Origin of the sequence: Streptomyces sp. NPDC048584 (assembly GCF_043199595.1) — a bacterium.
In the GTDB taxonomy this organism is placed as follows: domain Bacteria; phylum Actinomycetota; class Actinomycetes; order Streptomycetales; family Streptomycetaceae; genus Streptomyces; species Streptomyces edwardsiae.
This window is the reverse complement of record NZ_JBICWF010000014.1, coordinates 70,043-84,409: the sequence shown is the minus strand read 5'-3', so window position 1 is coordinate 84,409 and position 14,367 is coordinate 70,043. Positions and strand designations below refer to the sequence as shown.

Sequence of the window (14,367 nt, the reverse complement as noted above, 5' to 3'; positions counted from 1 at the left end):
ACCTGCCCCGCCCACCGCGGGCGCAGGTTCCGTCAGCTGCGGGCAATCGTGCCGCTGTGGCGGCACGGGTGGGCGGTGGGGGAGGCGCCTCGCAAACGCCGAGCAGCGCCACCCCCCGGCCCGGCACCCCACCCAGCCCCCCCACGCAGGACCGCGCGACGCACACCGATGCTAATGCCTGCAAGCCCCCTTATCATTAGCCGCATGCGGGACTCAGACACACCGCTCCCCCTGGAGCTCGCTCTCACCATCCGCCACGACGGCAACGGCGGAGTCACCGACGATCTGGATCACGCCGCTGCCCTGGAAGCCTGGGTCCGCGCACACCCCCACACCCACCCCGCCCCGGACACCTTCACCGCCGACGAGACCGACCTCACCGCCGTCCACACCCTCCGCACAGCCATCCGCACCCTCTTCGCCCACGCGGTCCACCCCACCCCACCCAGCCCCGCCGACGCATCCCGCCTGCTCCCCCTCGCCGAAGCCCTACGGCGCCTGAACGAGGCAGCGGCCCGCACCCCCACCGTCCCGGTCCTGAACTGGCCCGACGGGGCCGACCCCGTCGGCCACCGACAGCCCGCACCCGGCGAGAGCGCCGACCTCACCGCCACCCTCGCCCACGCCACCATCACCTTCCTCACCGGCCCCGACCGCGAACGCCTGCGCGCCTGCCACGCCCCCCGCTGCGTCCGCTACTTCCTGAAGGAACACCCGCGTCAGGAGTGGTGCAAACCCTCCTGCGGCAACCGCGCCCGGGTCGCCCGCCACCACGAGCGGCACCGGCGGTCCGGATAGCCCGGGCGGGCCTCGCCCGACCGTCCGTACACGCGCGCGGGCACGTACCATTGCGGCATGTCGTTCCTCCGCCGCCGCAGTGCCACGCCCGCCGGGCCCGACTTCGACGTTCTGGCCATGGACCCGGGCGACTGGCCCGGGAACCTGGGCGCCGGGCTGCTGCCCGCCCCCGACGGAAGCTGCCAGGGCGTCTTCCTGCGTTACGACCTGTTCGGCGGCCGGGGCCCCGCGATGGTCATCGGCAATCTGCCCGAGGGCTCCCCGGCCCGGGACCTCCCGGAGGGCGAGATCCCCTTCGAGGTCGGACAGTTGCTGCTGGCGCTGGAGAACGACGAGGAGATCACCGTCGTCGGCACCGAGGACGTACCCGTGATGCAGGGCGACAACCTGCTGATCGTGCGCCGCGTGAAGCTCTCCGAGGGCCGCATCTCCTGTGTCCAGTTCGACCGCAGCGACAACGTGCTGGTGACCATCGCCGCCTGGGACCGCCCCATCACCGACGACCTGTACGCCCTCCTCAAGCCGCTCCCCGCGGAACTGTTCCAGCAGGGCTGACGCGGAAGGGCCGGGTCCGACGGGAACCCGGCCCTCTCTCCGTCACCACGGCGCCGTTACGACGACTTCACCGTCACGTCCGCCGCCCGGACGAACCCGACGCGGTGCCCGAACTGGATCTCGTAGTACTGATCCTTGCCCCGCACCACCTGGTGGGACGCCTCGTCGAACGTCACCGCGTAGTAGTACTCACTCGGCACCTTGCCCCCGGTCACATACCTCTGGCCCTCGAGGACCGTGTACGGCAGCGGAGTCACCGCCTGGGCCGGCACGCCCTCGGGGTAGGCCTCCTTCTCCGGGTACGCCCTGCCGTAGACCGGCACCGAGTCGAGGCCCTTCCTCGGGGTGACGACCTTGCCCTTCGCGGGCACCGCCGTCGGCTGCTTCGCCGGGTTCCTGAACCAGGCCTTCTGGCCGAGGTACCAGATGGCGGTCCAGTCGCCCCAGCGGTCGGCGACCGCGTACTGCTGGCCCGTGGAGACCCGCGAGGACAGGTCGTTCACCCCCGTGGTCGGGGCGGAGCCGAGGCCGATGTCCCGGATCAGCGGAGAGCCCTCGTCATGCTCGGAGTACAGCCGCACCGCGCTCGACCCGTGCGTGGCACACGGTTCCCCCGCGCTCTCGCAGCCCGTGAAGACCGGACGGTTGGCGGAGTAGTCGGGCCGGATCGTCACGACCGTGCTCTTCGATCCGCCCTGGGCCTCGAGGGGGCGGCCCAGCAGCTCGAAGTAGTGCCGCCAGTCCCAGTACGGGCCGGGGTCGGTGTGCATGCCCGGGATGGTGGCCGGGGTCGTTCCCGGCACCGTGTCGTGGCCGAGGATGTGCTGCCGGTCCAGCGGGATGTCGTACTTCTTGGCGAGGTACTTCACCAGCCGGGCCGAGGAACGGTACATCGCCTCCGTGTACCAGGTGTCGGGATTCGTCAGGAAGCCCTCGTGCTCCAGGCCGATCGACCCCGCGTTGACGTACCAGTTGCCCGCGTGCCAGGCCACGTCCTTCGCCTTCACATGCTGGGCGATGTGACCGTCCGTGGAGCGCAGGGTGTATTGCCAGGACACATAGGTGGGGTCCTGCACCATGTTGAGGACGCCCTCCCAGGCGCCCTCCGTGTCATGGACGACGATGTACCGGATGCGCTGCGAGGCGGGCCGGTCGCCCAGGTCGTGGTTGCCGTAGTCGTCGCCGAACTCCTCGTACGGTGCGGGGATCCACTCGCAGGACACCGTCCTCGGGCACTCCGTACCGGCGGCGGAGGGTGTGCGCAGATCGGCGCGCTCCAGGGCCGCGGTGTCGGGGGCGAGGCCGGGGCGGGCGTCCAGGGCGACCCGCTGTCCGGCGTCCGTGAGGCGTGCCTCGCCGGCGCGGATCACCTCGTACACGTCGTGGGCGTACGCCGCCGCCGACGCGGTGTCGTCCGCGCCGGAGAACAGGGCGACCGCCGCGTACCAGTCGGCGGGGTCGTCGGTGCTGGGTTCACCCAGTCGGCGTTGCGCGTCGGCGAGCAGGGCGGCACCGCCGGCGACGTTCGCGGCGGGGTCCTCGCGGAGGCGCTCGGGGGTGAGGCCGGTGAGGCGGGCGGCCCGGGGGAGCGTGGTGAGGCGGGCGGGCAGGTCGCCGGGATCGGCCGCTGCCGCCTCGGGGTGCTTCGAAGGGCGGGCCTCGTCGCCGCGCGGGTCCTCCGTGCCGGCGTGGTGGTGGCCGGCGGCGGTTTCCAGGGCGGTACGGGCGTCCGTGAGGTGCATGGGGCCGTAGCCGCCGGTCACGCTCGGGGCGCCGGCGTGGGCGTCCCAGCGGGACTGGAGGTAGGAGACGCCGAGCAGCACGCTCTGCGGTACGTCGTACTTGGCGGCGGCGGTGGCGAACGCCTGCTGGAGGTGGGCGGTGGCGGGTGTGGTGGTGTCGGGGGCGGCGCCCAGCAGGGGGAGGGTGAGGGCGGCTGCGGCGAGGATGCGGACGGGTTGTCTCAATGCGGTCTCCTGGGGCGGGTGACGTGAGCCGGGGTGGTGGGTCAGTGGTACCCGTCGGCTGATAATCCGTCAATCATGCCCAGGGAGGTGCGTATTACCTTGTCAATCGGGGTGCGCGTCGCTTTCGTACCGGCGGTTGCCGGGCCTGCGGGGCGTCAGTGGTGTACGCCTGTGACGGTGGGGCGGGTGGAGTTGCGCCGCCCGGCGCTTACGAGGTGCCTCCCCCACTCTCGGCTCCGCTCGAGCGGGAGGTACCCCCACCGCCCACCCGTGCCGCCACAGCGGCACGACTGCCCGCGGCCGGATGCCGTTGGGGTCAGCGGGTGCCTACTGCTGCTCGGACTGCTTTGCGGGCCAGTTGGCAGTCGTCGTGGAGGCGGCGGAGAAGGAGGCGGTGTTCCTCGCCGGACGCCGCCACCGGGTTCGCGTCCTGCATCGACCGGTGCACGGCCGTCTCGTACGTACGGATCTCCCGCGTCAGGACCAGCATCAGGTTCACCAGGAACGCGTCACGCGACGCCGGCCCCGCCGACTGCGCGATCTGGCTGATCTGCCGGCGCGCCACCGGCGCGTCCCCGAGGACCGACCACAGCGTCGCCAGGTCGTACCCCGGCAGGTACCAGCCCGCGTGCTCCCAGTCCACCAGTACCGGACCGGCCGGTGACATCAGGATGTTGTTGAGCAGCGCGTCGCCGTGGCAGAACTGGCCCATGCCCTGCCGCCCGCTCGCCAGCGCGATGCCGTGCAGCAGCTTCTGCAGATCGCCCAGGTCCCGGTCCGTGAGCAGCCCCAGCTCGTGGTACCGGGAGATCCGCGCCGCGTAGTCCAGCGGCGCGTCGAACGTCCCGGCCGGTGGCCGCCAGGAGTTGAGCCGGCAGATCGCGCCGAGCGCCGCCCGGATGTCCGCCCGCGGCGGTGCCTCCACCGGGTGCCGCTGGAGCGCCGCGACTCTGCCGGGCAGCCGCTCGATCACCAGCGTGCCGTTGTCCGGATCCGCCGCGATCAGCCGGGGCGCCCGCACAGGCGGGCGGTGCCGGACGAACGAGCGGTATGCCGCTATTTCGTGGCGGATCCGCTCACTCCACGCGGGGGAGTGGTCCAGTAAGCACTTCGCGACCGCGGTGCTCCGCCCGGTGGTGCCGACCAGCAGCACCGACCGCCCGCTGCGGCGCAGCACCTGGACCGGCGCGAACTCCGGACAGATGCGGTGCACCGACGCGATCGCCGTGCGCAGCTGGGCGCCCTGCGGGCCGGACAGATCGAGCCGCCCGCTGAGCGGCTGGGCACCCGGTGCCGCGGTACGCCGGACGTTGCCGGCGCCGAGGACGGGCGCCGCCGGGCGCGCCGGGGCGAGGTAGGGCCCGCTGTCCGCCGGGCGCGGACGCAGGGGCCGGGGCGGTGCGGACACGGAGGACGATGCTGCGTACATGGGTGATACAGATCCCTTCGTGTGCCTGCGACGTCAGTGCACCACCCGGCCCGGCCGCCCGGACGCACCCTGGGGGAATGCCCCTGTGCGACGGGGTCGTGGTGGCGCGTTCCTACTCGACACCCGATGTCCCCTGGCACACCATCTGGCGCACCCTGGCGAACCCTGGCGAATAGTCGCCCGGCAACCTGCACCGGGCTACTGTCAACTCAGCCGAGAACCTGGGGGCTTGACGTGAGCGGACAACCCAACACCCGGCTCTCGGACCTGTTCGGCCTGGCCGGCTGGTCCAAGGGCGAACTCGCGAGGCTGGTCAACCGGCAGGCGGCGGCCATGGGCCACCCCCAGCTGGCGACCGACACCTCCCGGGTGCGGCGCTGGATCGACGTGGGAGAGATCCCGCGCGATCCCGTACCGCGGGTGCTGGCGGCCCTGTTCACCGAGCGTCTCGGCCGTGTCGTGACCATCGAGGATCTCGGTCTGGTCCGGCACGGGCGTACGGGGAAACGGCAGGGCGGCGGGAGTGCGGAACATCCCGACGGAGTGCCGTGGGCGCCCGAGCGGACAGCCGAGGTCCTCACCGAATTCACGGGAATGGACCTCATGCTCAACCGACGCGGCTTGGTGGGCGCGGGTGCCGCGCTCACCGCGGGCTCCGCACTCAGCAGCGCCATGTACGACTGGCTGCACACCGATCCGGCCCTGACCGCCGACGCACCCCGCCTCCACGACCCCCTGCACGCCGAGCCGGCCGGCTTCGACCGCTACGAGGCCGCCCCCATCGGGTCGCAGGAGATCGAGGAACTGGAGCGCTCCGTGGAGGTGTTCCGCGCCTGGGACGCCGCCCGGGGCGGGGGCCTCCAGCGCAAGGCGGTGGTCGGCCAGCTCAACGAGGTGGGCGGCATGCTCGCCTACCACCACCCACCCCATCTCCAGCGGCGCCTGTGGGGCGTCGCCGCCAACCTCGCCGTCCTCGCCGGCTGGATGTCGCACGACGTCGGCATGGAACCCACGGCCCAGAAGTACTTCGTGATCGCCGCCCACGCGGCCCGCGAGGGCGGCGACCGGCCGCGCGCCGGTGAGGCGCTGTCCCGGGCGGCCCGCCAGATGGTGCACCTGGGCCGGCCCGACGAGGCGATGGACCTGATGAAGCTCGCCCAGTCGGGATCGGGCGAGGAGGTCCTGCCGCGCACCCGCGCCATGTTCCACACCATCGAGGCGTGGGCGCAGGCGTCCATGGGCAAGGGCCAGGCGATGCGCCGCACCCTGGGCCGCGCCGAGGACCTGTTCGTCTCCGACAAGGGGGACGTGCCGTCGCCGAACTGGATGCAGCTGTTCAACGAGGCGGATCTGTACGGCATGCAGGCCCTGGCGTACCGGACGCTCGCCGAGTTCGAACCGGACGCGGCCAGGCACGCCCAGCACTACGCGGACAAGGCGCTGGCACTGCGTGTGGACGCACAGCAGCGGTCGAAGATCTTCGACTTCCTGTCCATGGCGTCCGCCTGCTTCATCGCCGACGATCCCGAGCAGGCGGACCGGTTCGCGCGCCTCGCCCTGGTCTCGATGGGGCAGAATTCCTCGCGCCGTACCTGGGACCGGCTGCGCCAGATGTACCGGCTCACCGCCGAGTACTCCTCCTATCCGAGGATCCAGGAGCTCAGGGAGGAGATCGAGCTGGTGCTGCCCAAACAGAAGGGCAGGGGCGGCAGCGCCCGGGCATGACGCCCGGACCCGCTACGGGGTGACCCGGGCGACGAGCACACAGGCGTTGTCGTCACGCTCCTGCTCGCCGAACTCCCGTACGACCGCCCGGACACAGTCCTGTGCGGTGTGTGCGGCGGCGAAGCGCGGGGCCAGTTCGAGCAAGTGCCGTACGGCGGTGGCTCCGGCGTGCCCGGGCACCAGCCCGTCGGTGTGCAGCAGCAGTACGTCACCCGCTTCGAGGGTCTCCTCGGCCTGTCCGTAGGAGGCGCCCGAGGTGGCGCCGAGCAGTACGCCGTCCGGCGCGTCCAGCGCCCGCCCCGTCCCGCCGCGGAACAGCAGCGGGGCGGGGTGTCCGGCCTGCGCCCACAGCAGTGAGCCGGTGTCGGGCCGGTAGCGCAGACAGACGGCGCTGCCGAGGACCGGCTGCGCGGTGGCGTCCAGTAATCGGTCGAGGCAGGCCAGCAGCGGTCCCGGCGCGGTGCCGGTCATCGCCATGCCGCGTACGGCGCCGAGCATCATCGTCATGCCCGAGGCCGCGCCGATCCCGTGTCCCGTCAGCTCGCCGACGCCGAGCAGTGTCGCGCCGTCGGGCAGTTCCAGGGCGTCGTACCAGTCGCCGCCGATCCGGGTGTGCGTCGACGGCGGCAGATGGGCCCCGGCGAGGTCGAGGGTTCCGGGGCCGGCCGGCGGGAGCCGCAGGGGGCCGTGCCACGTCGGCAGCACGGCCTCCCGCAGCTCGACCGCGAGCCGGTGCTCGGTCCGCGCGGTGGCGTGCCGCTGGCGGTGCAGCGAGTCACGGGTCTCGCTCACCGCCCGCCGGCAGCGGCGCAGTTCGCTGACGTCCCGCAGCACCGCCCACATCGAGGCGGTGCTGCCGTCGGCACCGAGCACCGGTTCGCCCATCATGTGCACGGTCCGTACGCCCTCGTCCGGGCGCAGGACACGGAACTCCCCGTCGATGGGCCGCGCGTCGACCAGACAGCCCGTGACCATCGCGGTCAGCCTGGGCCGGTCCTCGTCGCAGACCAGCGAGGGCAGTTCGTCGAGGGTGAGCGGGGCGGCGGCCGGGTCCCGGCCCAGGATCCGGTACAGCTCACCGGACCAGCGGACCTCGTCCGTGAGCAGATCCCACTCCGCGCTGCCGACCCGGCTGAGCAGGGCCTCCTGCCGCGGCGCGGGCAGCCGGCCCGGCGCGGCCGGCGGATCGTCCCGCAGTTGCGCCAGGTGCCGGTCGAGATCGTCGAGCTGACGCAGCGCCAGGTCGCACAGCGCGCGCCGCCAGCGCTCGCGCGGGTCCGCCGTGTCCTGCGGGGTGTCCTGGCGTACGGCGTCCACCTCGCCCATGAGCCGCCGGGTCTGCGAGATGAGCGCGTCGACCGGGCCGCGTCCTGGCGGCGGGGCGGCTGGACGGTCCGCGGAGAGGTGGGACGGCATGACGCACTCCGATGCGGGAACGGTTCGGCCTTCAGGCGGAGGGACCGTTACGACTGTCGCACAGCCCGCGACGGCCTGTAAGGGATTCGGCAACACACGATAAGGCGGTGCCTACGGCATATGTCACCGTCTTTGCGGGGTTACCCCCGGGAATACGTCGGAGGCGCTCCCGGTGTCTCAACTCCCATGGTACGCAAGTGACATGACGTACCGTCGCTTCACGTCGGCACCCACGCGCACGTTCGACGCACAGGTGTTCATATGTGGAAGACCGGTGGGTCACCCCGGTCCTCAGTAGCGCAGCACCGCCGCCATCCCGTCCGCGTCCCCGAGCATGCCGTCCGGGACGAAGCGGACCTCCGCACCCGTCTCCAGACACTGCTCGACGATCTCGTCCACGATGTCCGCGCGGGCGTCCAGGTCGCCGTCATCGGCGACGACCAGATGGTCACCGGCGTCGCGCACCGTGATCCGGTAGTTCTCCTCCACGGCCAGCAGCCGGATCCGGCCCTCGCGGGCGTTCTGCCACAGCTCGTCGACCCCGGCCGCGAACTCCTTGCGCCCCCGGGCCGACTCCAGCTCCCGGGCCACGTCCTCGGTGCTCCTGCGCGCCTCGGCCTCCAGTACCGGACGTACGGCCTGCCACACCGCCTGGGGTGTGCCGTGCGCGAGCCCGCCGTGCGGCACCTGTACGGCGTCCCGGGCCACCTGGCCCGCCTCGCTCATGAGGGACAGGGCGGCGGGCGCCCCGGTGATGTACAGCGGCCTCGGATGACCGCGCAGCACCCTCGCCATCTCGGTGTCCGTGTCGCGCAGGAACCGGCGGGTGTCCTCGTCACGGAAGTTGCTCGGCTGGTCGCCGACGCGTTCCTGCCGCTCGGGGTCGAAGTTCGGCTCCTCCCGGATCAGCGGGAAGCCGCCGGCGCGTTCCTCGGTGACCCGGTCCACGCCGCCGCTCCACAGCGTGGCCCGGTCCGCCGACACGGACAGCACCCAGAACGGCCGTTCCGCCGTGTGCGCGGAGACGAGGTTGCGGGTCAGGAACGTGTCCGACAGGACGATGCGCTCCGGCACACTGCGCGCGAGCGACCACACCTGGTGCTCGCCCGGCGCGGCGAAGATGACCAAACCGTCCTCGGAGTGCGCCAGATCGACCTCGGACAGCGCCCGGTCGAGCTGTAGTTCCACGTCGGCACGCCGGTCCCGGGTGACCGCGGGATCGGACTCCAGCTTCTTCTTGGCCTCGGCCACCGCGTTGCGCAGACGTACGGCGTCCTCGGTGTTGAGGGGGTCGCGCCGGTGCGTCGGTGTCAGCACGGACACCGCGGGGTAGGGGCGCGGACGGCGAAGCTCGGCAAGGGTCGCGGGGCTCAGATCGTGCTCCATGAGAGCACCATAGGGCCAATTCCCCGACAGGGCATTCGGGACAAAGCGTCCAGCGTCCGCGAGGGGTCCGGGCGGCCGCTCAGAGGCGGTCGTCCTCCTCGGAGCCGCAGGAACTCCCGCTGCGCGGCAGGGAACCGTAGAGCAGGAAGTCGTCGATGGTGCGGTGGACGCACTCGGACGCCCCGTAGCCGGTGTGGCCCTCGGCCCGGTTGTCCAGCACCACGGCGGACGGGCCGAGCCGTTCGGCGGTCTCCACCGTCCAGCGGTACGGCGTGGCCGGGTCGCCCCGGGTGCCGACCAGCAGCATCTTCGGCGTGTCGACGTCCTTGACCCGCTCGCGGATGAAGTCGGTCCCCCTGGGACGGCCGTAGCACAGCACCACCTGGGCGAGCCGGTACGGCCCGAACACCGGGGAGGCCTCCTCGTAGGCGGTGCGCAGCCGGGCCAGGTCCCGGGTCACCCGGTCGGCGGAGGGCCGGTCCGGGTCGTCCGCGCAGTTCACCGCCATCAGCGCGGCCGGCAGATTGTCCAGCGGAACCTCGTCCGGGTCCACGAGGGGGTCGTCGGCCCGCCGTGGCACGGGCTGCGTCATGCCGCCGGTCGCCAGAGTCTCCACCCCGCGCGTGTCCCCGTCCTCGATCAGCTGGGCTAGCGCCCGCTGCAGCAGCGGCCACATCTCCCGCGCGTACAGGCCCTGTCCGATGGCGCCGGCCAGGTCCTGTCCGGTGAACTCGTAGCCGAAGTCGGTCGGTACGGGGTTCTCGTCGAGCGAGTGGACCAGGTCCACGACCTGTCTGCGGGCGCTGCGCGCGTCCTGCCCGAACGGGCAGGCGAGCTCCCCGGTGCACCAGGTGAGGAAGTTCTCCAGCGCGGTCTGCTGACCCCGGGCACCGGCCAGCCCCTGCTCGGCCAGCGGCTCGGTCAGCGTGTCCACACCGTCCAGTGCCATACGGCCCACCTTCCCGGGGAACTCGGCCGCGTACACCGCGCCGATCCGGGTGCCGTACGAGAAGCCGAGGTAGTTGAGCTTCCTGTCGCCGAGCGCCTGGCGCATCACGTCCAGGTCGCGGGCGACGTCCACGGTGCCGATGTGCTCGAGGACGGGACCCGAGTGCTCGGCGCACTCGGCGGCCACCTCGCGCAGCCTCCGCAGCGTGTCACGGGGATCGGCCATCTCCTCGCCGTCGGTCGCCTCCAGCGCCTGGCCGGTGGCGTCGGTGCCGCAGCTGACCGGTGAGGAACGGCCGACACCGCGCGGGTCGAAGGAGACCACGTCGTAGTCCTCGGTGAGGCCCAGGAAGTCCTTGCGGCCGTGGGCGAGTCCGAGCACCCCCGAGCCGCCGGGGCCGCCGAAGTTCAGCAGCACCGAGCCGCGCGGGTCGCCGGAGGCGCGGTAGCGGGCGAGGGCCAGTTCGAGGGTGCCCGCGCCGGGATCGGCGTAGTCGAGCGGCACGGTGACCGTCCCGCACTGCAGATCCTTCGGCAGGTCCGGGGTGTCGCAGGCGGCCCACTTGATCTTCTGGTCGTGGAACCGTCCCGGGCCGGGATCCGTACGGCCGGTGGCCGTCAGCCCCGAGCCCAGTATCGCCAGGCCGACCGCCCCGGTGGCCGCGCAGCGCCGGACCGAGGGACGCACCGCGGATCGCTTCGACAGCTTGGCCAGCATCGATGCCTCCAAGGACGCCCCGACCGGCGCCCTCGCCCACCATAAGCGGGGCCCCGGGCTCCCGCCCGTCGGCCCGGCGCGGGCCCGCCGCGGTGTTCGGGCGCCGTGAGTTCGACGGTCTTTGCCCGGGGTTCGAGCAGGGGGGCGCCCGATGGGGTGAACCGGCTGCGGCATACGGATGAGCCATGACCCGGATGCCTCAGTTCCGTTCGCATCGGTGCGGGCGAGCGCTCGCGACCATGTCCGGAAGGCGGGGAAAGCGATGAGACGGGTTACCCGAAATGGTGTGATCGCCGTCGCCGCGGCGTCGGGTGCGATGGCCGTGGCGGTACCGGCGTACGCCGACGCCGGTGCGGACGGCCTCACGGCCGGCTCGCCCGGTGTGGGGTCCGGCAACACCCTCCAGCTCCCGGTGCACCTCCCGGTGAACGTGTGCGGGAACACGGTGAACGTGGTGGGTCTGCTTAATCCGGCCGCGGGCAACGCCTGCGTCGACGAGGCCCCGGGCGGCGGTTCCGGGGATGCCACGGCGGTGAGCGGCGCGCACGACTCGCCGGGCGTGGCCTCCGGAAACGGGGTGCGATTGCCGGTGGACCTTCCGGTCGACATCAGCGGGAACAGCGTGAACGTGGCCGGTGCCGGCAACGCCGCCGTCGGCTACAGCTCCACGAACACCTCCGGCGAACGGCCCGCCCGCCCGGCGGAACCCGAGCCCGGGCCCGTGGCCCCGCCGCGCACGCTTCCCGCCCCGCCGAAGGACACCGTCGCCCTCGCCCACACGGGCGCCGACCGGACGCTTCCGGTCCTCGGCACCGGTGCCGCGCTGTTCCTGGGCGGGGTCGCCCTGTACCGCGGGGCCCGGCGGGTCAGTCCCGTCCGCGGTGGAAGCGCCGGTGCAACTCCCTGACCTCGTCGGCCAGTCCGGGGACGGGACCCACCACGGTCACACCGGGGGCGACCTCGGCGACGGGCAGCGGCCGCACCGGCGGGGAGGGCACGCCCAGCTCGGCGAGCCAGGACACCAGCTGCTCCGAGGACGCCACGTACACGATGCGGCCGAGGCCCACCCAGGCGTGGGCCGCGGCGCACATCGGGCAGTGCTCGCCCGAGGTGTACACCGTGGCCGCGGCCCGTTCGGCGGGGCTCAGGTGCGCCGCCGACCAGCGGGCCAGCTCGAACTCGGGGTGCCGGGTGCGGTCCCCGGAGGCGACACGGTTGTGGTCCTCGGCGAGCACGGTGCCGTCCCCGGCCACCAGTACCGACCCGAACGGCTCGTCCCCGGACTCCAGCGCCTCGGCCGCCAGCTCCACACAGCGGCGCAGATACGGCAGTTCGTCATCGTTCACGGGCATGGGGCCAGCGTAATCCCGTTGCCCTCGGGGGCGGTGGCGTGGTCGGGTCGGCGGCATGGATCACAGCAGCGTACTCGCCCTGTTCGACCGTGAGCTGCGCGAGGGCGCGCGGCCCGAGGGACCCGGCGCACGGGTCGAACGTGTCGGCGCGGTGGTGCGTCATACGGGTCCCGCGCACGGCTGGAACGGCGTCGTCTGGTCAGGCCTCGAGTCGGCGGCGGACGCGGACGCGGCGATCGCGGAGCAGATCGCGTACTTCGACGGGCTCGGGCGCGGGTTCGAATGGAAGCTGTACGGGCACGACCGGCCGGTGGAGCTGGGGGAGCGGCTGGTGGCGGCGGGGTTCGTGGCCGAGCCGGTCGAGACGCTGATGATCGGTGAGATCGCCGGCGCCGTGCTCGACGCGGAGCCGCCCGAGGGGGTCCGGCTGGTGCCGGTCACCGACCGGGCGGGTGTGGATCTGATGGCGCGGGCGCAGGAGAAGGCGTTCGGGGCGGACGCCTCGCGGTTCCGGTCGCATCTGCTGGACCGGCTCGCCGCCGAGCCGGACGCGGTCGTGGCGGTGGTGGCGCTGGCCGGTGAGGAGCCGGTGAGCGGGGCGCGTATGGAGCTGGTGCCGGGGACGCGGTTCGCGGGGCTGTGGGGTGGCGGTACGGTCCCGGCCTGGCGGGGGCGGGGCATCTACCGGGCCCTGGTGTCCCATCGGGCCCGCATCGCCGCGGCCCGCGGCTACACCTACCTCCAGGTCGACGCGTCCTCCCGGAGCCGCCCCATCCTCCAACGCCTCGGCCTCACCCCGCTGACCACGACGAGGCCCTACGTATACACCCCACCGCAACTGCCGTAGCTGCCGTAGCTGCGGGCACCCGTGCCGCCGGGGCGGCACGGGTGGGCGCAGCGGCACCCGGCGAACGCCGGCGAGTGAACCCACCCCCGCCGCACACCGGTGCGGGTGCGGGCCGGGGGAGGTTCGCGCTACACGGCGCTTACGAGGTGCCGTCGCGCCCGCCCTCCCCCACTCTCGACTTCGCTCGAGCGTGAGGTACCCCCATCGCCCTGCGGCACGATTGCCCGCGGCTGGACGGGGTGCGGGGCCGCGTGCCTGCGGGTGGGTGGGACGCGATTGCCGGCGGCTGGGCGGCACGGGGCCGGTGGCGGCGTCAGCGGTGTGACTTCGCTCGGTCCAGCGCCGTCACCCCCACCGCGGCGAGGCCGATCTGGATCAGCCACTCCACCCAGTCGACGCCGTCCGTGTCGGCCACCCCGAACGCCGCGGCGATCCCCGAACCGATGAGCGCGGCGACGATACCGACGAGGATGGTCCAGAGAACCCCGATCCGCTGGCGGCCCGGAACCACGAGCCGGCCCAGGACGCCGATGACGACTCCGATGACGATCGCACTGATGATGCCGTCTATCTCCATCTCACCCCTCTTTTCCTGACCTCCGCTGCACTGCGTCTGCCCCCGCGCCGTCGGGACACTCCCGCCCGGACACGGAAGAGCCGGCCCGCGCTGCACGCGGACCGGCGCTCGACTCCTTTCGTCGCCGTCGCTACGGCCGGCCGCCGCTCCTGGCGGCCGTGGTGGCGCACGCCGCGCCCAGCAGCACGGCGAGGCCGCCGATGACGACGTTGTTCCAGATGACGCCGGCGTCCGGACCGCTGCCGACGATCCAGGGCGAGATGATCATCCACACGCCCAGTGCGCACATGGCCCAGCTGAGGCCGTACATGCGCGCGGGCGCCGCGGTGAACCCGAGGGCGAGCAGACCGATCGCGATGCCCACGATCAGGTTGTGGGTCACGAGCGCGGGCTGGCTCGTCGTGTAGTGGAGGATCCACGGGGACACCGCGCAGTAGAGACCGAGCAGGAACACCGGTCCGTCCATCAGGGCCACATCGCGACCGCCGAGCATACGGTCGTACCGTTGCCGCATTTCGGGAGCGTCGGGGTGGCTGGCGATATCACCGCGCGGGTGCGAGACGTTGGCCATGAGTCGTCTCCTTTGACTGGCAGGCCTGACCGCGTCTGGTGCGGTCTGCGGTAGGAGCCGCTTGGGCCCATTCTGCTC

General features: G+C 72.7%; 13 protein-coding genes. 5 read left to right on the top strand and 8 right to left on the bottom strand.

Features of this window, described 5'->3' with window-relative positions; translation table 11 throughout:
- Positions 1–204: 204 nt before the first annotated feature.
- Positions 205–798, top strand: coding sequence for a CGNR zinc finger domain-containing protein (locus ACGFR9_RS27670; protein WP_393213365.1), 594 nt, complete (start codon positions 205–207; stop codon positions 796–798).
- 57 nt (positions 799–855) lie between these two features.
- The gene (locus ACGFR9_RS27665; protein ID WP_030222954.1) at positions 856–1,353 is read left to right on the top strand and encodes a hypothetical protein; all 498 of its coding nucleotides are present in this window, start codon (positions 856–858) and stop codon (positions 1,351–1,353) included.
- A 56-nt stretch (positions 1,354–1,409) separates the two neighbouring features.
- Here ACGFR9_RS27665 and ACGFR9_RS27660 read toward each other — a convergent pair whose 3' ends face one another.
- Together ACGFR9_RS27660 and ACGFR9_RS27655 are read right to left on the bottom strand one after the other, a co-directional pair.
- Positions 1,410–3,320, bottom strand: a complete 1,911-nt coding sequence (locus ACGFR9_RS27660) for an N-acetylmuramoyl-L-alanine amidase (protein WP_393213362.1) — start codon at positions 3,318–3,320, stop codon at positions 1,410–1,412.
- A gap of 316 nt (positions 3,321–3,636) precedes the next feature.
- A complete protein-coding gene (locus tag ACGFR9_RS27655) occupies positions 3,637–4,749 on the bottom strand; it encodes an aminoglycoside phosphotransferase family protein (RefSeq protein WP_393213359.1) in 1,113 nt (370 codons plus the stop codon).
- Positions 4,750–4,983: 234 nt separating this feature from the next.
- Between ACGFR9_RS27655 and ACGFR9_RS27650 the strand changes: the two genes are divergently transcribed.
- Positions 4,984–6,474, top strand: a complete 1,491-nt coding sequence (locus ACGFR9_RS27650; protein ID WP_393213356.1) for a hypothetical protein — start codon at positions 4,984–4,986, stop codon at positions 6,472–6,474.
- Positions 6,475–6,486: 12 nt separating this feature from the next.
- Here ACGFR9_RS27650 and ACGFR9_RS27645 read toward each other — a convergent pair whose 3' ends face one another.
- The 3 genes from ACGFR9_RS27645 to ACGFR9_RS27635 form a co-directional block, all read right to left on the bottom strand.
- A complete protein-coding gene (locus ACGFR9_RS27645; RefSeq protein WP_393213353.1) occupies positions 6,487–7,890 on the bottom strand; it encodes a PP2C family protein-serine/threonine phosphatase in 1,404 nt (467 codons plus the stop codon).
- Positions 7,891–8,181: 291 nt separating this feature from the next.
- On the bottom strand, positions 8,182–9,276 hold the full coding sequence (locus ACGFR9_RS27640; protein WP_393213350.1) for a chemotaxis protein: 1,095 nt from the start codon (positions 9,274–9,276) through the stop codon (positions 8,182–8,184).
- Positions 9,277–9,355: 79 nt separating this feature from the next.
- Positions 9,356–10,942 carry an alpha/beta fold hydrolase gene (locus ACGFR9_RS27635; RefSeq protein ID WP_393213347.1) on the bottom strand — a complete coding sequence of 529 codons (1,587 nt, stop codon included), beginning with the start codon at positions 10,940–10,942 and terminating at the stop codon, positions 9,356–9,358.
- A gap of 286 nt (positions 10,943–11,228) precedes the next feature.
- On the opposite strand from ACGFR9_RS27635, the gene ACGFR9_RS27630 reads away from it, so the two are divergent.
- Entirely contained in the window at positions 11,229–11,849 is a 621-nt protein-coding gene (locus ACGFR9_RS27630) for a chaplin (protein ID WP_393213344.1), read from the top strand.
- Here ACGFR9_RS27630 and ACGFR9_RS27625 read toward each other — a convergent pair.
- Entirely contained in the window at positions 11,809–12,294 is a 486-nt protein-coding gene (locus tag ACGFR9_RS27625; RefSeq protein ID WP_393213341.1) for a nucleoside deaminase, read from the bottom strand. The genes ACGFR9_RS27630 and ACGFR9_RS27625 overlap by 41 nt on opposite strands.
- A 55-nt stretch (positions 12,295–12,349) precedes the next feature.
- Between ACGFR9_RS27625 and ACGFR9_RS27620 the strand changes: the two genes are divergently transcribed.
- Positions 12,350–13,141: a GNAT family N-acetyltransferase gene (locus ACGFR9_RS27620; protein WP_393213338.1), complete on the top strand. Its 792-nt coding sequence runs from the start codon at positions 12,350–12,352 to the stop codon at positions 13,139–13,141.
- A 313-nt stretch (positions 13,142–13,454) separates the two neighbouring features.
- Here the strand turns inward: ACGFR9_RS27620 and ACGFR9_RS27615 are convergent, their stop codons facing one another.
- Both ACGFR9_RS27615 and ACGFR9_RS27610 read right to left on the bottom strand, forming a co-directional pair.
- Positions 13,455–13,718, bottom strand: a complete 264-nt coding sequence (locus ACGFR9_RS27615) for a GlsB/YeaQ/YmgE family stress response membrane protein (protein WP_393213335.1) — start codon at positions 13,716–13,718, stop codon at positions 13,455–13,457.
- A gap of 130 nt (positions 13,719–13,848) precedes the next feature.
- The gene (locus tag ACGFR9_RS27610; RefSeq protein ID WP_393213332.1) at positions 13,849–14,289 is read right to left on the bottom strand and encodes an SPW repeat protein; all 441 of its coding nucleotides are present in this window, start codon (positions 14,287–14,289) and stop codon (positions 13,849–13,851) included.
- Positions 14,290–14,367 lie beyond the last annotated feature (78 nt).